A 22,188-nucleotide genomic window follows, 5' to 3' on the forward strand; every position below is an offset into this window, starting at 1 on the left:
AGCAGGGCCTATCGCTCACTCGGCGGCCTGCAGTTCCGACCGCACCGGCGTCTTTCCCAGGCGATCGAGCAGCCTCTGCCGCTCGCCAGCCGCCTTTTCGGCACTGGCTTGCCTGACGTGACCATAGCCGCGAATGAGCGCCGGCACCGAGGCAAGCGCTGCCGCGGCCTCGACCTTGCCCGGCGCCAGCGCGCCGGCGATAAGCTCCAGATCGGCCTCGTACTGCGCAAGAAGCTGTCGCTCCATGCGTCTTTCCGTGCTGTAGCCGAACACATCGAAAACCGTGCCGCGCAAGGCTTTCATCGCTGCCAGCAGGCGGAACCCCTTCATCATCCAGGGACCGAAGCTCGACTTCCTCGGCTTGCCGTCCTTACCGCGCCGGCCCAGGACCGGCGGCGCGAGATGGAATTCGAGTTTGTCGTAGCTCTGGAACTGCTTGCCCAGCTCGGCGGCGAAGGAGCCGTCGGTGTAGAGCCTCGCCACCTCGTATTCGTCCTTGATCGCCATCAGCTTGAACAGGTTCCTCGCTGCAGCCTCGGTCACATCAGTCGAACCCGGCACTGCCTTGGCTTCGGCCCTTCGCAGCGCGGCCAGCCTGTCGGCATAGCGCTTGCCATAGGCAGCGTTCTGATAGGCGGTGAGGAAGGCGACGCGGCGGGCGACAATGTCGTCCAGTGTGTCGGCGACAGCGGCTGTCTGTGCAATCTTGCTTGGCTGGGCCACGAGGCCGCGGACGAAATCCGGCTGGTGGGCGGCGCGGCGGCCCCAGCGGAAGGCTGAGACGTTCATCGCCACGGCCTGGCCGTTGAGCTCGATCGCCTTTTCGACTGCCTCGGCCGACAGCGGCAAGCCGCCATGCTGGAAGGCGAAGCCGAGCATGAACATGTTGGCGCCGAGCGAACTACCGAACAGCGCGGTGGCGGTGCGGGTGGCGTCGAAGAAATGCGCCTTGTCGTCGCCCGCGGCAGTGCGGATCGCCTTTTTCAGCCGCTCGACAGGCAGCGAGAAATCCGCCGAACGGGTAAACTCGCCGGGCATGATCTCGGCGGTGTTGGCGAGGAAGATCGTATGGCCCTCGCGCACCGCGGCGAGCACCTTTTGGGCGCCCGACACGACGAGATCGCAGCCAAGCACGAGGTCGGCCTTCCCAGCCGAAACGCGGATGGCATGGATATCGTCCGGGCGGCGCGCAATGCGGACATGGGTGAACACCGAGCCGCCCTTCTGGGCAAGGCCGGCCATGTCAATCATGCCGCAGCCCTTGTCTTCGAGATGGGCCGCCATGCCGAGCACCGCGCCGATGGTGACAACGCCGGTGCCGCCGACGCCGTCGATGATCGCCGCCCAGCCTTGTTCGCCGAGAGGGAATTCGGCGGGCGCTGGTACGCCATCGAGCGGGTCGGTCGTGCCGGCAATACCCTCGGCCTTCCTGATCTTTGCGCCATGCACCGTGACGAAGGACGGGCAGAACCCGTTGATACAGGAGAAATCCTTGTTGCAGCTCGACTGGTCGATTCTGCGCTTGCGGCCGAATTCGGTCTCGACCGGCTGGATCGACACGCAATTCGACTGCACCCCGCAGTCGCCGCAGCCTTCGCACACCAGTTCATTGATGAAGACGCGCTTGTCTGGATCGGGGAAGGTGCCGCGCTTGCGGCGGCGGCGCTTTTCGGCGGCGCAGGTCTGGTCGTAGATCAGCACGGATGTGCCCCTGACCGTGCGCAATTCGCGCTGGACGAGGTCGAGATCGTCGCGGTGATGGATGGTGGCGCCAGCGGGGAATTCGACCTTGCCGGCATATTTGTCCGGCTCGTCGGTGACGATGGCGATACGCTCGACGCCCTCGGCCCGCACCTGCCTGGCGATCATGTCCACGGTCAGGCCGCCCTCGTGCGGCTGGCCGCCGGTCATGGCGACGGCGTCGTTGTAGAGGATCTTGTAGGTGATGTTGGCGTCGGTCGACAGCGCAAAGCGGATCGCCAGCGCACCAGAGTGGTTGTAGGTGCCGTCGCCGAGATTCTGGAAGATATGGTCGCGCTTCGAGAACGGCGCCTGGCCGACCCATTGCGCACCCTCGCCGCCCATGGCGGTGAAACCGACGGTGTTGCGGTCCATCCACAGTGCCATGAAATGGCAGCCGATGCCGGCGGCGGCGAGCGAGCCGTCGGGCACCTTGGTCGAGGAATTGTGCGGGCAGCCGGAGCAGAAGAAGGGCGTGCGCGAGGCGATGTCCGTCGTGTCGGCGAGCATTGCCTGGAACTGGCGAAGTTTCGCCACCCGCGCGGCAATCTCTTCCGACGGACCGATGGTTCGCAAGATTCTCTCGCCGAGCGCTATGGCGATGTCATTGGGATCGAGCGCGCCCTTGGCCGGGAACAGCCCATCGCCGCGCTCGTCTTTCTTGCCGACGATAACCGGCTGCGTGGCGGTGCCGTAAAGGTTCTCGCGCAGTTGCACCTCGATCAGCGAACGTTTCTCCTCGACGACGACGATGGTGTCGAGGCCGCGAGCGAAGTCGGCGATGTGGTGCAGGTCGAGCGGCCAAGGGCAGCCGATCTTGAACAGCCTGATACCGATGCGGTTGGCGGCGGCCTCGTCGACGCCGATATCTTCCAGCGCCTGGCGAACGTCGAGATAGCTCTTGCCGATGGTGACGATGCCCAGCTTCGGGGCACGTCCACCCGAATAGACGATCCGGTTCAGCCCGTTGGCATGGATGAAGGCCGAAGCGGCGGCGCGCTTATATTCATGCAGCCGCTCCTCCTGGCCGAGCATGTCGATCTCATTGCGAATGTTGAGGCCGCCGGGCGGCATGTCGAAGTCCGGGACGACGATTTCAAGCCGTTCGAGCGCGGCATCGACCGAGGCCGTCGATTCGATGTTGTCCTTGACGCATTTGATCGCCGCCCAGGTGCCGGCGAAGCGCGACATGGCAAAGCCGTAGAGCCCATAGTCAATGATCTCCTGAACACCGGCCGGGTTGAGGATCGGCACCATCGTGTCGACGAACAGGAATTCGGTTGCGTGCGCGTTGGTCGAGGATTCGGCCATGTGGTCGTCGCCCATCAAGGCAAGCACGCCGCCATGTCTAGACGAGCCGGCGAGATTGGCATGGCGGAAGACGTCGCCGGAGCGGTCGACGCCCGGTCCCTTGCCGTACCAGACCGAAAAGACGCCGTCATGCGTGCCCTCACCCAGCAATTCCGCCTGCTGCGACCCCCAGCAGGCCGTGGCCGCGAGTTCCTCGTTGAGACCTGGCTGGAAGACGATGTCCGACTGGGCGAGCTGCTTCCTGGCCTTCCAAAGTTGCATGTCGAGGCCGCCGAGCGGCGAGCCGCGATAGCCGGAGATGAAGCCGGCGGTGTTCAGGCCAGCCCGGCGGTCGCGCTCGCGCTGCATCAAAAGCAAGCGGATGACCGCCTGCGCGCCGGAAAGGAAGATGCGCTCCTTTCCCAGGTCGAACTTGTCGTCGAGCGCGACATCATGCAGCGTCATCAGGCACTTCCTCTGCGGAGACCGCATTCAGGCGCGGCCAACGTCGGAGCTGGATGGATCAGTCTTTCTCCCCTTGCCGGACAGGTCAAACGAAATCGAAGATGCCAGGCGATGCGCAACAAACAATCCGGTGAAGGGCTGGCAGCGTATCAGGTCGCGCACCGGATGACCCGACAGCGCACGAAAATTTCGGCCGCAGCCGATACCGGCAGTGACGCGTCAGCTGGCCTTCGAACAGTTGGGCTTAGGTGCGCCCGGCAACTTGCCGTCAGGATGGCCGGCAAGCTCGGGGTTGGGCGTATAGAGCTGGTCGATGACCAGCGGCCGGTCGGGCAGGACCGATTGGTCCTGCGTCGACATCAGCGTGGTGTCGATCTTCTGGAGGACCGTACCGTTGCCATTCTTGATGCTGATCGCAATCGCATAGGGCTTGTCCTTGACGATGCAGAAAAGTGCCGGGCTCTCCAGCGACACCTTGCCGAGCTTCGGCCAGATTTTCTGTTCGACAATCAGCGGCTCGCCGCCGGCCGGATTCTGAAAGCTGGCGACGGCGACCTGCCCTTCCTCCATCGGCCGCAACGGTCTCAGCGTGACGACATAGGTCGCCCTCGCGAGCCGGTAATTGAAGACGAACAGCTTGCCGGAAATCTCGAACAATCTGCCTTCGCCGTCCTTGCCGGTATCGCGGCAGGCGCCGAGCGTTGCCGCCGCCACGAGCGCGGCGCCGACCACGACCAGGCGCAAAATTTTCCTAGACATTGATTATCCCTCCGGCCGTCGTTCGGCGTCGTCGATAGTGGCGGCTCGCCTTCTGGCGGTTGCCGCACACCGCCATGTCGCACCAAAGACGGCTGGAATTGCGGCTTCTGTCGACGAACAGCCAGGTGCAATTGGGGCAGATCCTCAGCCTTGCGATGGTGCCGCCTTGCAGCAGCGACAGTGCGGAAATCGCCAGTGCCGCCTCGAAAGCGATGGGCGTCGCCGCATCGCCGAACGGCCGTCCCGGCGCACCGATCTCGGTGCGGCTGTGCGCGAGACCCGCGGCGCAGGCTTCAAGGAAGCCAGGCAGATCGGCTGTGGCGACCGCACCTTTCAACACCGCACCACGAAACAGCCGGTCGGTCGTCTCGCGGATCGACAGCACGGTCGGCGCGATTTTGTCCGGCAACGGCGCTTCGAGCCGCCTGCCGCCAAGCTCGGCGGCGCGAAAGCGGCTTGCCGCGTCGGCAAAACGGGCGATCTCGGCGGGATCCTTGAACCGATCGAAGGTTTTCTGAGGATCACACCGCAGCACGACCGTATTCGCCGTGTCGAGCGCAAGCATGCCGCCGGTGAAGCGGTGCGGGGTCCATGAAACCGTCATGAGCGCTATTTCTAACCAATGAATCGCATTTGACAAGTTAGATTCCCGATGCAAATCTTCTCGCAGGGCGCGGTTTTCCGCGATCCAAGGAAATTCGCATGCTCTATTTCTTCCAGCAGGTCCTGAACGGGCTGCATTCCGGCGCGCTCTACGCGCTGCTCGCCTTCGGATATGTGCTGACCAACGGCGTCCTGCACCGGACGAACCTCGCCTATGGCGCGCTGTTCGCGTTTTGCGGACAGACGATGATCCTCACCGCCGCCTTCGGCTACCAGGCCCTGTGGCTGACCCTGTTCGCGGCCGTTGTGCTCGGCATTTTGGCGGCGTTCCTTTATGCGGCGCTGATCAGCCATGTCTTGTCGCGCTGCATCTTCGAGCCACTTGCCGACCGCACGCCCAATGCGATCGTGGTGACGACGCTGGGCATATTGCTGCTCCTGTCGGAGGCAAGCCGCATTGTCGCCAACACCCACGACCTGTGGTTGCCGCCAATGCTGGCCCAGCCCATCATTTTCGCGCGAGGGCATAATTTCAATGCCACGCTGACGTTCATACAGTTGCTCGACTGTGCGACCGTCGCGGCAACCATCGGGCTCGCCGCCTGGGCGTTGGCCCATTCGAGCTTCGGCCGGCGCTGGCGCGCCGTGTCCGACGACCCCAAGGCCGCGGCCATGTGCGGCGTCGACGTGCGTACGGTGTTTCGGCACGCGGTGCTCGCCGGCGGCCTTTGCGCGGCGCTGGCCGGTGTCCTCGCCGGCCTCTATTATGGGAACATCAGCTTCGGCTCCGGCCTGGTCTACGGGCTGAAAATCCTGTTCGTGACTGGCGGTGGGCGGTTATCTCTCGCCGTTGCGGGCAGCACTTGGTGCCGCCGCCTTCGGCATGGCCGAATCGCTGTGGGCCGGCTATTTCCCGGTCGAGTGGCGCGACGCCTGGATGTATCTATTCCTGGTCGCCATGCTGGTGCTGATCGGCACCGGCCGCGACCAGAGCAAGATTGTCTGACTAGACTTTGGTTGCATGACGCGTGGTCAGGCGGCTATTTCCCCCCTTCCTCATCCCACAAGATTGTTTTACTCGGCTTGCCCTGTGTTGACCCGCCGGGCCACGCACGGCATACCGTTGGGCCACAGCGGCGCGACGAAAAACAAGCGGGAGCAGGCCGCCGCTGACAATTTGAGTCACGCATCGTGCTTTCCCAAAATCGAAACCGATTTTGGGGCCGATGCGTAAAGGGAGGAATGCATGGCAGGGCTTCTCGCTCTATCCAGAACCATTGACAGTGTGAACGAATTCATCGGCAGATGGGTGTCGTGGCTGATCCTGCTGGCAATCTTGGTCAGCGCCGCCAATGCGGTTATCCGCAAGACGTTCGACATGTCGTCCAACGCCTGGCTGGAACTGCAGTGGTATTTGTTCGGCGCCGCCTTCATGCTGGCCGCCGCCTACACGCTGAAGCAGAACGACCATATCCGCATCGACATCGTCTACGGCATGTTCTCGCGTCGCGTACAGCACTGGATCGACCTTCTCGGTCACCTCTTCTTCCTGATGCCGTTTGTGACACTGATGGTGATCTATTTCGTTCCCTATGTATCGCTGTCGTTTCGCAGCGGCGAAATGTCGAACAATTCCGGCGGGCTGATCATCTGGCCGGCAAAGGCGATCCTGCTGGTCGGCTTTTTCCTGCTGGCGCTCCAGGGCATCTCCGAGATCATCAAGAAGATCGCCATCATGCGCGGCGACATGGACGATCCCACTCCGTTCATATCGGTGCATGAACAGGCCGAGATCGAGGCGAAAGCGCTCGCCGAAGAGGTGCGCTCGTGATCGAGTTCATCGCCCAGAACATGGCGCCCATCATGTTCGCCTCGCTGATCATCTTCCTGCTGATCGGCTACCCGGTTGCGTTTTCGCTCGCCGCCAACGGCCTGGTGTTCTTCTTCATCGGCGTCCTCCTGTCGCCCTATTCAGGTGGCTCGATCAATCTCGCCTGGCCGCTGCTGCACGCGCTGCCGGACAATTTCTACGGCAGCCGGGTGATGTCGAACGACACGCTGCTGGCCATCCCGTTCTTCACCTTCATGGGCATTGTGCTCGAACGATCGGGCATGGCCGAGGACCTTCTCGATACGATCGGCCAATTGTTCGGGCCGATCCGCGGCGGCCTCGCCTATGCCGTGATCTTCGTCGGCGCGCTGCTTGCCGCAACCACCGGTGTTGTGGCTGCTTCCGTCATCGCGATGGGCCTGATCTCGCTGCCGATCATGCTGCGCTACGGCTATGACCGCCGTGTGGCGTCCGGTGTCATCGCCGCATCGGGCACGCTCGCCCAGATCATTCCGCCCTCGCTGGTGCTGATCGTTCTGGCGGACCAGCTCGGCCGCTCGGTTGGCGACATGTATGCGGGCGCGCTGATCCCAGGGCTGATTCTGACCAGCCTTTACACGATGTATATCGTGATCATGTCGATCGTCCGGCCGAAGTCGATGCCGGCCCTGCCGCTGGAAGCCCGCACGCTCGGCCATGGTGTGCTGTCGCTGCTGGCGGCGGTGCTGGCGGCAGTCGTAATTTCCTACGCGGCGTATCGCTATCTCGCGCCCTCGCAGGGCCAAAACGCCGACATCCTCGGCGCCACCATCGGCGTGGTCTTGATCTATGTCGTGGCGATCGCAGACCAGCGCCTGAAGATCAACATGATGTCGCGGCTGGCGCAGCAGGTGATCATCGTGCTGATCCCGCCGCTGGCGCTGATCTTCCTGGTGCTGGGCACAATATTCCTCGGCATTGCCACACCGACCGAGGGCGGCGCGATGGGCGCCGTCGGCGCACTGATCATGGCGGCGATGAAGGGGCGGCTGTCACTGGATGTGATCAAGCAGGCGCTGGCGTCGACGACGCGGCTGTCGTCCTTCGTGCTGTTCATCCTGATCGGTGCGCGCGTGTTCTCGCTGACCTTCTACGGCGTCAACGGCCATATCTGGGTCGAGCATCTCCTGACATCGCTGCCGGGCGGTGAAGTCGGCTTCCTGATCGGCGTCAACATCCTCGTCTTCCTGCTCGCCTTCTTCCTCGATTTCTTCGAACTCGCCTTTATCATCGTGCCGCTTTTGGCGCCGGCCGCCGACAAGCTCGGCATCGACCTGATCTGGTTTGGCGTACTGCTCGGCGTCAACATGCAGACCAGTTTCATGCATCCACCGTTCGGCTTCGCGCTGTTCTACCTGCGTTCGGTCGCCGCCCGCGTGCCTTACCTCGACCGTCTCACCGGCAAGCAGATCGCGCCGGTGACCACCGGCCAGATCTATTGGGGCGCGGTCCCCTTCGTTTGCATCCAGGTCATCATGATCGGGTTGACCATCGCCTTCCCGCAAATGGTGATGCACTACAAGGGCACGCCAGTCGATCCGGGCACGATCGATTACCAGGTGCCGGAAACGCCGGGCCTGTCGCCGCTTGGCGCACCGCCGGCGGATGGCACGGCGCCGACTGCGCCTGCACCGGATCTGTCGCAGCCGCCGAATTTCGGTGAAACCCCGCCTGCCAAGCCGGCAGCGCCAGCACCCGATCTGTCCCAACCACCGAGTTTCAACTGATGCCGGAGACGCAACAGATATGAAAGCGGTGCGGCTGGAGGGCGTGGGCATCATTGCCCTACGAGAGGTCGGCAAACCGACCGTCGGGCCGGACGATCTCCTGGTGCGGATCGAGGCGTGTGGTGTCTGCGGCACCGATCGGCATCTTTACCACGGCGAATTCCCCTGTACGCCACCGGTGACGCCCGGACATGAATTCTCCGGGATCGTCGAAGCGATTGGAACTGCAGTGTCCGGCTTTTCGGTCGGCGATCGCGTCACCGGCGACCCCAACATCGTCTGCGGGCGTTGCCCGCATTGCCATGCCGGCCGGGTCAATCTCTGCCATAACCTGGTTGCCATCGGCATCCGCCGCGACGGCGGCTTCGCCGACTATGTCGTGCTGCCTCAGAAGCAGGCCTTCCTTCTTCCGAAAGACCTCAAGCCGACGCATGGCGCGTTCTGTGAGCCGCTTGGCTGCTGCTTGCATGGCGTGGACCTGGCCCGGATAAAGCCCGGCTCCTCGGTCGCCGTGCTTGGCGGCGGCGTGATCGGCCTGCTCACCCTGCAACTGGCGAGGCTTGCCGGTGCGACCACAATCATTCTGTCGACGCGCCAGGCCTCGCGACGTGCCCTCGCCAAAGAATTGGGTGCAACAGCGACGGTCGACCCCAGTGCTTGCGATATCATCGACACGGTCGTCGGCCCGTCGGGTCTGCTGCCGGGCGGCGTCGATGTGGTGTTCGAATGTGCTGGCGTTAGAGAAACCGTCGAGCAATCGATGCGGCTCGCCAGGGCCGGCGGCACAATCGTCGTCGTCGGCGTGACGCCTCAAGGCATGAAGGCAGAATTCGAACCCTTCGACCTGCTGTTCCGAGAATTGAAGGTTTTTGGGTCGTTCCTAAATCCGTTTACGCATCGCCGGGCCGCCGATCTCATCGCGGCGGGCGCGATCGAGATCGACAAGCTCATCTCACGGCAGGTGACGCTTGAAGAGGCGGTCGCAGTGATCGCCAATCCGCCAGCGCCAGGTGAAGTCAAGGTGCTGGTGGTGCCGCGCTGATCCGGCAAATCCAAGTGTTACGGCGCCACGCGTCCTAAGAAGGCGGTGGCGCCGTAACCCGATGTCAGAGCTTGCCGTTGCGCTGCTGGACCATCATGAAGGTGTCGTAATTGTATTCGGCCACCTGTGCCCAGAGATAGTGCTCCTTGCGGAAGGCCTTGATCGAGTCCCAGATCTTCTTGAACGGCGCGTTGGAGGCTTCCATCTCGGCATAGACCTCGTTCGCTTTTTCGAAGCAGGCCGCCATGATTTCCGGGCTGAACGGGCGCAATTTGGCACCCCCAGCCACCAGCCGCTTCACGGCTGCCGGATTCAGATAATCGTATTTCTGCAGCATGTTGGCGTCGGCTGCCTGTGCGGCGGTGTGCACCAGCGCCTTGTAGGCCGGCGAAAGCTCCTCGTATTTCGCCTTGTTGAACATCAGATGGACGGTCGGCCCGCCTTCCCACCAGCCGGGATAATAATAGTTGGGCGCGACCTTGTAGAAGCCGAGCTTCTCGTCGTCATAAGGGCCAACCCACTCGGCAGCGTCGATCGTGCCTTTTTCCAGCGCCGGATAGATGTCGCCGCCGGCGATCTGCTGCGGCACGACACCGAGCCGTTGCACCACTTTGCCGGCAAAGCCGCCGATGCGCATCTTGAGACCCGAAAGATCGGCGACCGTATTGATTTCCTTGCGGAACCAGCCGCCCATCTGCACGCCCGTATTGCCGCCCGGCAAGCCAAAAAGACCCTGCGTGGCGAGAAACTCGTTGAACAGGTCGATGCCGCCGCCGTGGTAATGCCAGGCATTGATGCCGCGCGCGTTAAGCGAGAACGGAACCGCAGCGCCCAGCGCCCATGTCGGGTCCTTGCCCCAATAATAATATGCCACCGTATGGCAGGCCTCGACGGTGCCGGCGGTGGTAGCGTCAGCGACCTGCAGGCCGGGCACCAGTTCGCCGGCTGCAAAGACCTGGACCTGGAAATTACCGTCGGTTGCATCAGATAGCATCTTGGAAAAAACCTCGGCGCCGCCATAGATCGTGTCGAGGGATTTCGGGAAGGACGACGCAAGGCGCCACGTAACTTTCGGATTGGACTGAGCGATAGCCGGAGAGGCAAGCGTTGCGGCAGCCGCGGCGGCGCCCACACCGGTCGCGCCGGCCTTGCGGATGAATGATCGACGATCCATGAAGTCCTCCCTATTGGATCAACACACCGACGTTCGGGAAATGCTCTGTTTCCCGGATCGGCTTGGCGGCAAACAATACACGGGCAAGAAGTCGAGTCCAGCATGGCAGCCGGTTTTTGCTGGCAGTATTTCCGCTGAATTCGCGGTGTGAATGCCCCCTTTGCAACTATAGTCTAACGACCGCTCCGTGGCCCATGTGACGCACCGAAACTTGCCATGGCAAAGCGCCTTCGGATCGCCTATTTTAAAGGCAGAATGCATCCTTGCACTTGAATGGACCCGGATCAAAATGCAGCAGCCGCTCGTCGCCATATCGACTGACGTTCGCCAATTCGACAATTACACTTGGCATGCCGCTCCGCAGCAATATCTGGAGGCGGCGCTTTCGGCCGCCGGCGTGTTCCCGTTGCTGGTGCCGTCCTTCGGCGACCGGCTCGATTTCGATGAACTCCTGTCATCGGTCGACGGCGTCATGGTCACCGGCTCGAAGTCCAATGTGCATCCCTCGCTCTATGGCGGCGATGCCAGCGAGGCCAATGGTCCCTACGATCCCGCCCGTGACGCCACGACGCTGCCGTTGATCCGCAAGGCAGTAGAGCGCGGCGTGCCGCTGCTCGCCATCTGCCGTGGCATCCAGGAGATGAATGTGGCGCTGGGCGGCACGCTGGCGACCGAAATCCAGGAGCGCGAGGGTTCGCTGGACCATCGCGCGCCGGCGAGCGACAATCAGGACGAACGTTTCGCCATCCGCCAGACCATTTCGATCAAGCCCGGAAGCTGCCTCGCCGGTGTTTTCGGGGCGGGCGACATAGTGGTCAACTCGGTGCATCGCCAGGCGGTCGACCGGCTCGGCCCGAAGCTGCAGATAGAGGCGGTCGCCAGCGACGGCACCGTCGAGGCGGTTTCGGTGCGGGACGCCCGCGCCTTCGCCGTCGGCGTCCAGTGGCATCCCGAATACTGGGTCAAGTCGGACAGCGTCTCGGTAAAGATATTCCGTGCCTTCGGCGACGCGGTGCGTCTGCACGCCGCGGCGAAATCCGGCGCGCGCGCGGCCGCGGAATAGATAACTCAATCGCCCGAAATCAGGGGCCGCTGGCCGCCAACGACAGCAGCGGCAGGGCCGGCGCGTAGGATTCATAACCGTCGCCGTCGGCGACGGCGAAAGTGACGATCGGATCGATGCCGTTCGTGCTGAAGGTGACCGTGCCGTCGTCCTGGTCGCGCCAGAATTTCGCGCGCTCGATGCCGGGTAAAATCCGGCGGCAATTCGCAGCGACCGTCAACAGCGACAGACCGTGCGAAACCTCAGTGCTGCGCTTGACCGCGCAGGACGCTTCGTCGCCATTGGCCACCAGCCTATAGTTGCCGGACGGCGGCGTTGGCTCGTTGGCTCCTCCGCCACTGCCGCCGTAAAACAGCTGAACGCCGCCGAATAGCACGGCGGCCGCCATCAATGCGGGAAGTGCTTTCATACTGTATTCTCCGCGCGTCTGGCGAGAGATACAGAATGATTTCAAAGCGTTAAGCCGACGTTAATAAATATGAAACGTCACCGCTCAGCTCCGCGCCTTTACCTTTTCCGTCTCCGGCACCGGCGTCAGCGCCCTCCCTTCCGAAAACCAGGAAACCAGATTGTCGACGCATAGATCGGCCATGGCGCGACGGGTATGTTCCGATGCCGAGCCGACATGCGGCAAAAGCGAGGTGTTGGGGGCGGCGAGCAGCGCCTGCGGCACGTTCGGCTCGTCGGCGAAGACGTCGAGCCCAGCAGCGGCGATGGTGCCGCTGGCAAGCGCTGCGGCAAGTGCTGCCTCATCCACCGTGCTGCCGCGGCCGATGTTGACGAAGACGCCGTTGGGGCCCAGCGCCGACAGGATTTCGGCGTTGACCGCCTTTTCGGTCGAAGCGCCGCCGGGCGCTACCGAGATCAGCGTATCGACCGCCTCGGCAAGCGCTTTCAGGGTCTTGTGATAGTCGTAGGGCAGGCCTTCGACCTGGCGCCGGTTGTGGTAGGCGACCGGCAGCCCGAAGGCCTCCAGCCGCCGCGCAACGGCAAGGCCGATGCGGCCCATGCCGAAAATGCCAACGCTGCGGCCGCGCAAGGTCAGCCGGCTTAGCGGATAGTTGCCTTTGCGCGCCCAACTGCCGTCGCGCAGCCATGTCTCGGCACGCGGCAGATCGCGGACGGTGTTGATCAGCAGGCCGAGTGCGGTGTCGGCGACCTCCTCGGTCAGCACGTCAGGCGTGTTGGTCACCATAATGCCGCGCCGTGCTGCGTGGCGGACATCGACCGAATCATAGCCGACGCCGAAATTGGCGATGATCTCGAGGTTCGGCAGCGCGTCCATCAGTGCGGCATCTATGCCGCCGAAAGCGGCGATGCCGCGCACCGACCGGCGCAGCTCGTCGGTGACCAGCGATGCGTCAGGCCGTTCGATCCCCATGCGGGTGAACGTCCGGTCGATGCGACCGACGGCATGATCGTTGAATTGGCCCGGCACCAGAATGGCGACTGCTTGCTGCTGTTCGGCTTTTGTCATGCACGTTCCACCGGTTTGCCGGTCGACTGGCGCACATGCAGTTCCGGCTTGATCAGTTCCTGCGACGGCCGCACCACCTGCCCGTTGAGCTTGTCGAGCAGCGCGCTGGCGGCGCGGCGGCCAACTTCGCGCTGGCCGTTCCAGACGGTGGTCAGCGCCGGCGTCGCGATGGCGGCTTCCTCGAGATCGTCGTAGCCGGTGACGGATATGTCAATGCCAGGCACCAGCCCGGCGCGCGCGATGCCGTTCATCAGGCCGATGGCAACGAGGTCGTTCCAGCAGCAGGCGGCGGTCGGCCTGTCCTTCAGCGCCAGGAACTGCCCGGCGGCTTCGAAACCGGCCTGCTTGGTGCGCGGGCCGGCGATGCGCCAGGACGGCCTGACCTCCAGCCCGGCCGCCTCCATCGCGTTGACATAGCCCTGGTAGCGGTCGCGGCCGGTCGAGGTCTGGTCGGTGCCACCGACCATGGCGATGCGCTTGTGGCCGAGCGAGATCAGATGGTTGGTGGCAAGCCCGGTGCCGTACGCATCGTCGCCGCGAAACACCGGCACGTCGGCACCTTCGACGGTACGCGCGATCAGCACCGCCGGCAGGCCGTTTTCCTCGGCCATCAGGATATCTTCGGGCGGCGTGCCGATGGCCGGCGACATGATGACGCCGTCGGCGCCGAGCTGCAGCAGCGTATCGATGAAGGTGCGCTGCTTTTCGAGCTGGTCGTAATGGTTCGACAGGATGAAGGTCTGCCGGCTGCGGTCGAGCTCGCTCTCGATCGAGCGCAAGATCTCGGCGAAGAAGGGATTCATGATGTCGTGGACAACGACGCCGACGATGCCCGAACGCGAGGTGCGCAGGCTGGCGGCGCGGCGATTGTAGATATAGCCGATAGCGCGGGCGTGTTCCTTGATGCGATCGCGGGTGGTTCCGGCGACCAGCGGGCTGTCGCGCAGGGCCAGCGAGACCGTGGCCGTGGACACGCCGAGCGCATCCGCGATCGTCGAAAGCTTGATCTTCTGTGCCAGCGCCTTGCGCTCCCCCGACGGTCTAGAGCCGATCCATGGTCTCCAGCGAAAACCGGATTCCACTTTGCGGGATCATGATCTAAACAGTTTAAACGCGGCCTTATGCCACCCTTCGGGAACAAATCAAAGTTTTTTTGCCAACGCTTCCACCTCGACGTCGAGAGCGGCGCGGTTGCCCACGCGTAGCCGATGCTCGCGATGGACGATATAAAGGCCGCTGGCGACGATGACGGCAGCTCCGACAAGCGTCCAGCGGTCGGGAAACTGGTTGAAGACAATCCAGCCGGCAATGATCATCCAGATCATCTGCGAATAGGGATAGGGGGCCAGTGCGGTGGTGGTGGCGAGACGGTAGGCCTGAACCAGGAGCCAGTGGCCGATCGCGCCGAAGACGCCGAGCATCAGCAGGATGAACCAGTGCCAGCCATCCTGTGGCAGCGAAAGCGAAAACGGCAGCATCGGCAGCAGCAGTACGGCCGGCGCCAGCGCGGAAAAGAGGATGAGGCTCTCCGAGGTTTCGGTCGCCGACATGCGCCGCGTCATGATGACATAGAAGCAATTCGATAGCATCGAGCCGAGCGCGAAGAGGTGGCCGATGCCAAAGACGCCGACGCCCGGCCGGGTGATGATGAGGACGCCGACGAAGCCGCTCAGGATAGCCAGCCAGCGCCGCCAGCCCGCCCACTCACCGAGCAAAGGACCGGCGAGTGCTGTGATCACCATCGGTGCAAAGAAGTAAATCGAGGTGGTTTCGGCCAGTTGCAGGGTCCGCAGCGCCATGACATTGCAAATGGTCGATCCGAACAGGAACGCGCCGCGCAGGATATGCGCTGGCAGATTGTTGGCGCGAAAGCGCGCCGGCTCGCGCCATCCGCGCAGAAAAATACCGACGAGCACGACATGGACGGCGAAGCGAGCCCAGGCGACGATCAGCGCCGAGACGCCGGCCACGACAAGATATTTGCTGCTGCTATCGAGGAAAGTGAAAAACACATAGACGGAAAGCATGCAAAGGATCGCCGTCGGAGGCGTCGCGCTTTCGTCTTGTCTTGGGGGAGGACTCAAATTTCAGGCCGGATGGTGAGATAGAGCTCACTTTTGCGGGAATTGCCACTTGCCGGCAAGCCAAAAGAGACTGGCACAACAATCAGCCGTCACAGGCTTGGTCTTGTTCCTGCATGTCGCCGCCCCAAACCGGTACGCACCCCGGTCAGGCCCGACTAAGATTTTCGGGCCGATGCGCTAGGGATGCATTCGGGCGCCCTTGGTGATCTTGTCGACTAGCTTCCTTTCGGCGCGCAGCGCGATGCCGACGACCTTGGCGTCGTCGGGTGCGAATTCGGCGAAGACAGCGCGGTTGGCCGCGTCATGGCCGGTCGAAAACATTTCGTCGACATAGAGCGAGGTCGTCACACCACGCTCCAGCGCCCGCCGGTGGATCGCACTGAGCGTCGAGCGGTCGGCCGAAAGCACGATGACCGGCTGGATCGACAGCGGATTGTAGATGTTGCCGGCGCGGTCGCGGTAGGGTTCGCCGATGATGTCTCTATACTGCGCGACGATGCCGCTGGTCAGGAAGGCGGTGACGTTGAGTTTCTGCCAGACGGGAAGATCGTCCTGCAGCACGATTGCAAATTTCGTGTCTAACATGAGAGACTTTCCAATTCGAAGGCGCGAATGAAGCGATGTCACACGATCTAAATGGCGAGGCCTTCCAGGGTCTTGGACGTTTGTGCGTTGATGCGGCAGAAAACTGCGTCATCTCGGCCCCCGATTCCGTCGGTATGGAGCGCATCGAGGCCCGGTTCCACGGCAGCGCCTTCGATCTCCATCGTCACGACACCTACGCCATCGGCGTGACGCTGCATGGCGTCCAGACCTTCCGTTATCGCGGCGCGACGCGTCACAGCCTGCCCGGCCAGATCATCGTGCTGCATCCCGACGAATTGCACGACGGGGGTGCTGGCACCGAAGACGGCCTGCGTTACAGAATGCTTTATCTGGAGCCGTCCATCGTGCTGGACTGCCTCGATACGGTCGGCGCACCGCTGCCTTTCGTCAGGGATGCCGTGGTAACGGATCCTGTCTTTCGCACCAGGCTGCTTTCGGCGCTGGGGCCGTTGGACCAGAAGCTGGACGATCTGTTTGTCGCCGACTTCATTACACAGCTGATGCAAAGCCTGGCACGGCATGCAGGCCTACCGGCCAAACCGATCCCAAGGACAGCGTGGCGGGCTGCCAGCCTGGCACGCGACTATCTGGAAGAAAATGTTTTCCGTATCGTCCGTTCCGACGAGCTGGAGGCGATCACGGGGCTGGACCGCTACGCCCTATCACGGCATTTCCGTGCTGCCTTCTCCACCAGCCCGCATCGCTTTCTCTTGATGCGCCGGCTTCAACGGGCACGCCGCATGATCGAGGCGAATGAACCATTGGCGCAGATCGCGATAGCGGCCGGCTTCAGCGACCAAAGCCATTTTATCAGGCACTTCAAGAAAGCGTTCGGCGTCACGCCGGGCCGCTGGTCGGCCCTGGTCCGTGGATCGTCGGCAACGGCTGCGTGACAGCGTCAGCTGCAGATCATTCGTCGGCGTCGATCTCGTCGTCGACGAGAACCATCTCGCCGTTCGAGAGATTGGCCTCAACGCGGGCGAGCAGCTTGAACAGCGCCTTCTGGTCCTTTTTGTCGAGACCTTTCAGCGCCTGCTTCTCTGTCTTCTTCACCGATTTCTCGATCGCGTGAATGATCTCGCGGCCAGTGTCGGTCAGGAAGATATGCGCCTGGCGGGCGTCGGCGGCAGAGGCGCGCTTCTCCAGGAAGCCTTGCGCCTGCAGCCGGTTGATGGTCTTGGTGATGGTCGGCGGGCGCACGCCGAGGCGGCCTGCAAGATTGCCGGGCGTCTGCCCGTCTTCACGGTCGAGCGCCAGCATGATCTGGTCCTGGCCGGCATAAAAGCCGTGCCCTAGAAGCCGCGCCGCCAGTGCAGTACGTGCCAGCCGCGCCGCCGAATGCAGCCGGCTCATTGTCGCAGTCTTGTCCGCCTTGGCCATGGTCATCCCTCTTCGGCCGAACCGGTGCGGACAGCATAGAGGCAGCCGCCCGGTTGGCAATCGACGATCAAAAAGATCCGGCTTTGCAAAACAGCTTTGCCGGCAAGCAATGCGATGTCCGCCGTGGCTAATGCCAGATGTTTATTTCAGTTAGATGACAAACGACTTATCTGTGCAGGTGGGAGCCTTCAGCCGGAGCGCCGTACACATGAAACGAAACTCAATCAGCCTTTACCGCGACGATCATCAAGGCCTGGTAGGCGTCCGCCACCTCGCGCAGCGCTGCCTGCGACAGCGGTCCAGCACGCCGCGCGATACCGTCTCTGGCATTCATCGTATCCCGCCTGCCGGACCGGTCGGTGTAGGGTGCGACAGTGGTGAATATCTGATCGCTCAGGCTGTCGGGGAAAAACAGCTGGCCGGTCATCACCGAATTGTCATCGGGGAAGACCTTGAAGTGGATATGAGTGGTGCGACCGCGATACCAGCCGGGGTAGATGGTGGCGAACGAGACGATGCCGGTGCCATCGGTCTTTTGCCAACCGCGCAGAAAACTCTGGCCTGAGGTGTCGGCATCCTGGCCGTCGCCTTGCCCGGGATAGCCCGAATAATGTCCTTGCGCGTCGCAATGCCAGATGTCGACGCGCGCGCCGGCAAGCGGCCGGCAGCTCGCGTCGACCACCTGCAGCCGCACATTGAGGGCAATGCCCGCTTTGCCTTCGGTGATATCGGACCGTTCGAGCTTCGGGTCGAAATAGAACGGCCCCTCGGTCGCTTCCGGCGTGATGGCGCAGACGCCGGCACCGCTATCGAACAAAGCAAGTCCGGCATAGCGCGAGGCCCGCTGAGCCAGCGCGATGCCCGGCAGAAAGACGCCGCCGCCGGCGCTAACGGCAATCAGGCCGAGGGCCTGGCGTCGGCTCAACGGCAAGGACAATGGTTTGTCGGACATCCGGCGCCTCTTTGATCCTGGAGCAAGCTGCATTGTTTTTATCTAGGCAGTGAGGCCAGCCCGCGCCAATGAAAGTCCAGCAATGTTGGGAAAATTCAGCAATGTTGGCGCCTGTTTGGCCCATCGGTTTGCCGCGTGCAAAACGGCCGGCGGCACCCTATATGGAGCCAACAATCCTTTTCGAGGCCCAACATGAGCGATGCACAGACGACGCAGATCCCCGTAACCGTTCTCACCGGCTATCTCGGCGCCGGCAAGACCACGCTGCTTAATCGCATCCTTTCGGAAAACCACGGCAAGCGCTACGCCGTCATCGTCAATGAGTTCGGCGAGATCGGCATCGACAACGAGTTGATCGTGGAATCCGACGAGGAAATCTACGAAATGAACAATGGCTGCGTCTGCTGCACGGTGCGCGGCGACCTGATCCGCGTCGTCGAAGGCTTGATGCGCCGGCCAGGCCGCTTCGACGCCATCGTGGTCGAGACCACCGGCCTGGCCGATCCAGTGCCGGTGGCGCAGACCTTCTTCATGGACGACGACGTGCGCTCCAAGACCCGGCTCGACGCGGTGGTGGCGCTGGTCGACGCCAAGCACCTGCCGTTGCGGCTGAAGGATTCCCGCGAAGCCGAGGATCAGATCGCATTTGCCGACGTCGTCGTGCTCAACAAGACCGATCTCGTCACGCCGGAGGAACTGAGCAAGGTCGAGGCGACGATCCGCGCGATCAACCCGGCGGCAAGGATCCACCGCACCACGCGCGCCGGCGTGGCGTTGTCCGAAGTGCTCGACCGCGGCGCCTTCGACCTTTCCCGTGCGCTGGAAAACGACCCGCACTTCCTTGAGGCGCATGACGACCATGATCATCATGACCACGACCATCATGATCACGACGGCCATCACCACCATGATCATGACGGGCACGACCACCACCATCACGCGCACGCTTCCGATATCCATGACGTGACGGTGCAGTCGGTGTCGCTGCGCGGCGGCGAGATGGACCCGAAGAAATTCTTCCCGTGGATCGAGAAGATCACCCAGATGGAAGGCCCGAACATCCTGCGGCTGAAAGGCATCATCGCGCTCAAGGGCGATGACGAGCGCTATGTCATCCAGGGCGTGCACATGATTATCGAGGGCGACCACCAGCGCGCCTGGAAAGACGGCGAGAAGCACGAGAGCCGGCTGGTGTTCATCGGCCGCGAACTCGACGCCGAGCGGCTGAAGAAGAGCTTTGAGGCCTGCCAGGCCGCTTGATTTCCAAACCTTATAACGCTAGCGCTGCACCTTCTTTCCTTCTCCCCTTGTGGGAGAAGGTGGCCGAGCGAAGCTCGGTCGGATGAGGGGTGTTCCAGCTTGGCACCAACGGCGATCCTTCCAGCACCCCTCAACCGTCTTGGCGCTGTGCGCCAATCCACCTTCTCCCGCAAGGGAAGAAGGTCGCGTCGCACCTAGCCGCGCCAACGATTTGGAATAGTCTCTCATGCCGACAGTCGCCCCACTTGATCTCCAGGGACATTGCATCACCGCCGTCTTCCTTGGCGACGTGCCGCACTTTGCGCTGGCCGACGGCGCGGTCCATCGGCTTGATCATGGCCACAAGACTGTGCAGGCCAATGACGGGCTGCTGGCCGCCTTCCACGACGCGGCCAATGACCGGCTAATCACCGGGGGCGAGGATGGGAAGATCTTTTCGGTTACCGCAGGCGGCAACACGGCAGAACTGGCGAGCGCCGGAAAAAAATGGATCACCAGCGTCGCCGCTGGACCACAAGGCGCCATCGCCTACGCCTCGGGCAAGACCGCGTATGTGCGCTTTGCGGATGGCAAGACCAAGGAATTCCTGCATCCGCGCTCGGTCGAGGGGCTGGCGTTCTCGCCCAAGGGCATGCGCTTCGGCGTCGCCCGCTACAATGGCGCGACGCTGCATTTCCCGGCGACCGACGGCAAGCCGGTCGAGCTCGAATGGGCCGGCGCCCACACCGGCATCACCTTCTCGCCGGACGGCGCCTTCCTCGTCACCACCATGCAGGAAAACGCGCTGCATGGCTGGAAGCTGGCCGACGGCAAGCACATGCGCATGAGCGGCTATCCAGGCAAGGTCAAAAGCCTGTCGTGGGCGTCCAAGGGAAAATGGCTGGCGAGTTCCGGTGCGCCGGCGGCGATCGTCTGGCCGTTTTCGGGCAAGGACGGGCCGATGGGCAAAGCGCCACTGGAGCTCGGCACGCGCGGCAACGCCATGGTGACCTCGGTCGCTTGCCATCCGAGCCAGGATGTCGTCGCCGTCGGCTATGATGACGGCATGGTGATGGCGGTGCGTTTCGCCGACGCAAAGGAGGTGCTGTTGCGGCGGCCGGGCAAGGGCGCCATCACCTCGATGATGTGGGACAAGGAAGAGCGCCGCGTCGCCTTCGGCAGTGCTGCCGGCGACTGCGGCGTCATCGACATTTCGGCCTAGCGAGTAGGCCAGTAGAGAATACATACCCCATTCCCCTATTCCCCGTGACCAATTGCGGTTCCGGCCGCCGATTGGCTAGAGTGGCGAACGAGAGGGGCCGCCATGCATACAATCGATCCTTTAAAAACGTCCATCGGTGGCATCAGCACTGCCCGCATCGCCGATCTGCGCGAGACCGAGGCCGAAGCCTTCCGCAAGGCACGGCCGAAATCGGCAGCGAAGGTCGGCAATGGCCTGCAGGGCTTCTTCGGCGGCGTACCGATGCACTGGATGAACGACTGGCCGACGCCGTTCCCGATCCTGGTCGACAGCGCCAGAGGCGCCACCATCACCGATATCGACGGTAACCGGCTCGACGATTTCTGCCTTGGCGACACCGGCTCGATGTTCGGCCACTCGCCGCCGCCGGTCGCGCGCGCCATCCGTAGGCAGGCTGGACGCGGCCTCACCTACATGCTGCCTTCCGAAGATGCAATTGCCATCGGCCCGCTGCTGCAACAGCGTTTCGGCCTACCGTTCTGGCAGATCGCGACGACGGCGACCGACGCCAACCGCTTTGCGCTGCGCGTCGCCCGCGCCATTACCGGCCGGGAAAAGATCATGGTCTTCAACGGCTGCTATCACGGCTCGGTCGACGAGACGATGGTGCGGCTGGTCGATGGCAAACCGGTCAACCGGCCTGGATTGGCCGGCGAATTCCGTGACCTGACGCGGGCAACCGACGTCATCGAGTTCAACGATGTGCCGGCACTTGAGGCCGCACTCAAAGACAAGGAGGTGGCCTGCCTTATCACCGAGCCGGTGTTGACCAATTCCTGCATGGTGCTGCCCGATTCCGGCTTCCACGACGCGCTACGGCGTCTCACCCACGCGGCCGGCACCTTGCTTCTGATCGACGAGACGCACACGATCTCGACCGGTCCCGGCGGTTACACCAGGCAATATGGGTTGGAACCAGACCTGTTCGTGCTCGGCAAGCCGATCGCCGGCGGTGTGCCGGCCAGCGTATGGGGCATGAGCGACGAAGTCGCCACGCGCTATGCCGACTATATCAGGACCAGGGAACCGGGCTATTCCGGCATGGGCACGACGCTCTCGGCCAATCCGCTGCAATTCGCGGCGATGCGCGCCACGCTCGAAGAAGTGATGACCGAGGAGAACTATGATCATATGGACCATCTGGCGCGGCGGCTCGACGCCGGGCTGACCGCCGTCATCGACCGCTACCGCCTGCCCTGGCATGTTGCCCGGGTCGGCGCGCGCATCGAATTCATCTGCGCCCCGGGTCCGCTGAGGAATGGCGGCGAGGCGGAAACAGCGCATGCGCCGGAGCTCGAAGCGGCGATCCATGTCGCGCTGGTCAACCGCGGCGTGCTGATCGCGCCGTTCCACAATATGATGCTGATCTCGCCGGCGACCAGCGCCACCCAGGTCAACCGCCTGATCAGCGCCTTCGGTGCGGTTGCGGCAAGGCTCGCGGCATGAGACAAGCTTG

Annotated in this window: 19 protein-coding genes and 1 pseudogene; 9 read left to right on the forward strand and 11 right to left on the reverse strand. The window is 63.0% G+C overall.

Annotated features, from left to right (window positions below; genetic code table 11):
- Window positions 1-15 precede the first annotated feature (15 nt).
- The 3 genes from NKH73_RS00435 to NKH73_RS00445 form a co-directional block, all read right to left on the reverse strand.
- The gene (locus NKH73_RS00435; RefSeq protein ID WP_352926511.1) at window positions 16-3,495 is read right to left on the reverse strand and encodes an indolepyruvate ferredoxin oxidoreductase family protein; all 3,480 of its coding nucleotides are present in this window, start codon (window positions 3,493-3,495) and stop codon (window positions 16-18) included.
- Window positions 3,496-3,714: 219 nt separating this feature from the next.
- Window positions 3,715-4,254, reverse strand: coding sequence for a hypothetical protein (locus NKH73_RS00440; protein ID WP_352926513.1), 540 nt, complete (start codon window positions 4,252-4,254; stop codon window positions 3,715-3,717).
- A complete protein-coding gene (locus NKH73_RS00445) occupies window positions 4,247-4,858 on the reverse strand; it encodes a CGNR zinc finger domain-containing protein (RefSeq protein ID WP_352926515.1) in 612 nt (203 codons plus the stop codon). The genes NKH73_RS00440 and NKH73_RS00445 overlap by 8 nt, the downstream gene beginning before the upstream one ends.
- 98 nt (window positions 4,859-4,956) lie before the next feature.
- Between NKH73_RS00445 and NKH73_RS00450 the strand changes: the two are divergent.
- The 4 genes and pseudogenes from NKH73_RS00450 (at window position 4,957) to NKH73_RS00465 (ending at window position 9,496) form a co-directional block, all read left to right on the forward strand.
- Window positions 4,957-5,863 (forward strand): annotated as a pseudogene (locus NKH73_RS00450) (branched-chain amino acid ABC transporter permease).
- 240 nt (window positions 5,864-6,103) lie between these two features.
- Window positions 6,104-6,688, forward strand: a complete 585-nt coding sequence (locus NKH73_RS00455; RefSeq protein ID WP_352926518.1) for a TRAP transporter small permease subunit — start codon at window positions 6,104-6,106, stop codon at window positions 6,686-6,688.
- Entirely contained in the window at window positions 6,685-8,454 is a 1,770-nt protein-coding gene (locus tag NKH73_RS00460; RefSeq protein WP_352926520.1) for a TRAP transporter large permease, read from the forward strand. The genes NKH73_RS00455 and NKH73_RS00460 overlap by 4 nt, the downstream gene beginning before the upstream one ends.
- Before the next feature lie 19 nt (window positions 8,455-8,473).
- Complete coding sequence (locus NKH73_RS00465; protein WP_352926523.1) at window positions 8,474-9,496, forward strand: zinc-dependent alcohol dehydrogenase family protein; 1,023 nt, start codon at window positions 8,474-8,476, stop codon at window positions 9,494-9,496.
- A 64-nt stretch (window positions 9,497-9,560) separates the two neighbouring features.
- Here the strand turns inward: NKH73_RS00465 and NKH73_RS00470 are convergent, their stop codons facing one another.
- Window positions 9,561-10,670, reverse strand: a complete 1,110-nt coding sequence (locus NKH73_RS00470; protein ID WP_352926526.1) for a TRAP transporter substrate-binding protein — start codon at window positions 10,668-10,670, stop codon at window positions 9,561-9,563.
- 289 nt (window positions 10,671-10,959) lie between these two features.
- On the opposite strand from NKH73_RS00470, the gene NKH73_RS00475 reads away from it, so the two are divergent.
- Window positions 10,960-11,733, forward strand: a complete 774-nt coding sequence (locus NKH73_RS00475) for a gamma-glutamyl-gamma-aminobutyrate hydrolase family protein (protein ID WP_352926530.1) — start codon at window positions 10,960-10,962, stop codon at window positions 11,731-11,733.
- A 19-nt stretch (window positions 11,734-11,752) separates the two neighbouring features.
- On the opposite strand, the gene NKH73_RS00480 is transcribed toward NKH73_RS00475, so the two are convergent.
- The 5 genes from NKH73_RS00480 to NKH73_RS00500 all read right to left on the reverse strand — a co-directional run bounded on the left by NKH73_RS00480 (window position 11,753) and on the right by NKH73_RS00500 (window position 15,879).
- The gene (locus tag NKH73_RS00480) at window positions 11,753-12,142 is read right to left on the reverse strand and encodes a hypothetical protein (protein WP_352926533.1); all 390 of its coding nucleotides are present in this window, start codon (window positions 12,140-12,142) and stop codon (window positions 11,753-11,755) included.
- 84 nt (window positions 12,143-12,226) lie between these two features.
- The gene (locus NKH73_RS00485) at window positions 12,227-13,210 is read right to left on the reverse strand and encodes a 2-hydroxyacid dehydrogenase (RefSeq protein WP_352926536.1); all 984 of its coding nucleotides are present in this window, start codon (window positions 13,208-13,210) and stop codon (window positions 12,227-12,229) included.
- A complete protein-coding gene (locus NKH73_RS00490; RefSeq protein WP_352927637.1) occupies window positions 13,207-14,229 on the reverse strand; it encodes a LacI family DNA-binding transcriptional regulator in 1,023 nt (340 codons plus the stop codon). The genes NKH73_RS00485 and NKH73_RS00490 overlap by 4 nt, the downstream gene beginning before the upstream one ends.
- Before the next feature lie 123 nt (window positions 14,230-14,352).
- Window positions 14,353-15,237 carry a DMT family transporter gene (locus NKH73_RS00495; protein WP_352926539.1) on the reverse strand — a complete coding sequence of 295 codons (885 nt, stop codon included), beginning with the start codon at window positions 15,235-15,237 and terminating at the stop codon, window positions 14,353-14,355.
- A gap of 234 nt (window positions 15,238-15,471) precedes the next feature.
- Entirely contained in the window at window positions 15,472-15,879 is a 408-nt protein-coding gene (locus NKH73_RS00500; RefSeq protein WP_352926541.1) for a DUF2000 family protein, read from the reverse strand.
- 35 nt (window positions 15,880-15,914) lie between these two features.
- Between NKH73_RS00500 and NKH73_RS00505 the strand changes: the two genes are divergently transcribed.
- Window positions 15,915-16,793 carry an AraC family transcriptional regulator gene (locus tag NKH73_RS00505; RefSeq protein WP_352926544.1) on the forward strand — a complete coding sequence of 293 codons (879 nt, stop codon included), beginning with the start codon at window positions 15,915-15,917 and terminating at the stop codon, window positions 16,791-16,793.
- Between the two features lie 16 nt (window positions 16,794-16,809).
- On the opposite strand, the gene NKH73_RS00510 is transcribed toward NKH73_RS00505, so the two are convergent.
- A complete protein-coding gene (locus tag NKH73_RS00510; protein WP_095484383.1) occupies window positions 16,810-17,280 on the reverse strand; it encodes a MarR family winged helix-turn-helix transcriptional regulator in 471 nt (156 codons plus the stop codon).
- A gap of 220 nt (window positions 17,281-17,500) precedes the next feature.
- A complete protein-coding gene (locus NKH73_RS00515; RefSeq protein ID WP_352926548.1) occupies window positions 17,501-18,232 on the reverse strand; it encodes an intradiol ring-cleavage dioxygenase in 732 nt (243 codons plus the stop codon).
- Between the two features lie 192 nt (window positions 18,233-18,424).
- Between NKH73_RS00515 and NKH73_RS00520 the strand changes: the two genes are divergently transcribed.
- The 3 genes from NKH73_RS00520 (at window position 18,425) to NKH73_RS00530 (ending at window position 22,178) form a co-directional block, all read left to right on the forward strand.
- The gene (locus tag NKH73_RS00520) at window positions 18,425-19,492 is read left to right on the forward strand and encodes a CobW family GTP-binding protein (protein WP_352926550.1); all 1,068 of its coding nucleotides are present in this window, start codon (window positions 18,425-18,427) and stop codon (window positions 19,490-19,492) included.
- Window positions 19,493-19,718: 226 nt separating this feature from the next.
- Window positions 19,719-20,693: a WD40 repeat domain-containing protein gene (locus tag NKH73_RS00525; RefSeq protein WP_352926553.1), complete on the forward strand. Its 975-nt coding sequence runs from the start codon at window positions 19,719-19,721 to the stop codon at window positions 20,691-20,693.
- 102 nt (window positions 20,694-20,795) lie between these two features.
- The gene (locus NKH73_RS00530) at window positions 20,796-22,178 is read left to right on the forward strand and encodes an aspartate aminotransferase family protein (protein ID WP_352926555.1); all 1,383 of its coding nucleotides are present in this window, start codon (window positions 20,796-20,798) and stop codon (window positions 22,176-22,178) included.
- The last annotated feature ends 10 nt before the right edge of the window (window positions 22,179-22,188 follow it).

The organism is Mesorhizobium sp. M0938 (assembly GCF_040319125.1).
Classification (GTDB): domain Bacteria; phylum Pseudomonadota; class Alphaproteobacteria; order Rhizobiales; family Rhizobiaceae; genus Mesorhizobium; species Mesorhizobium robiniae.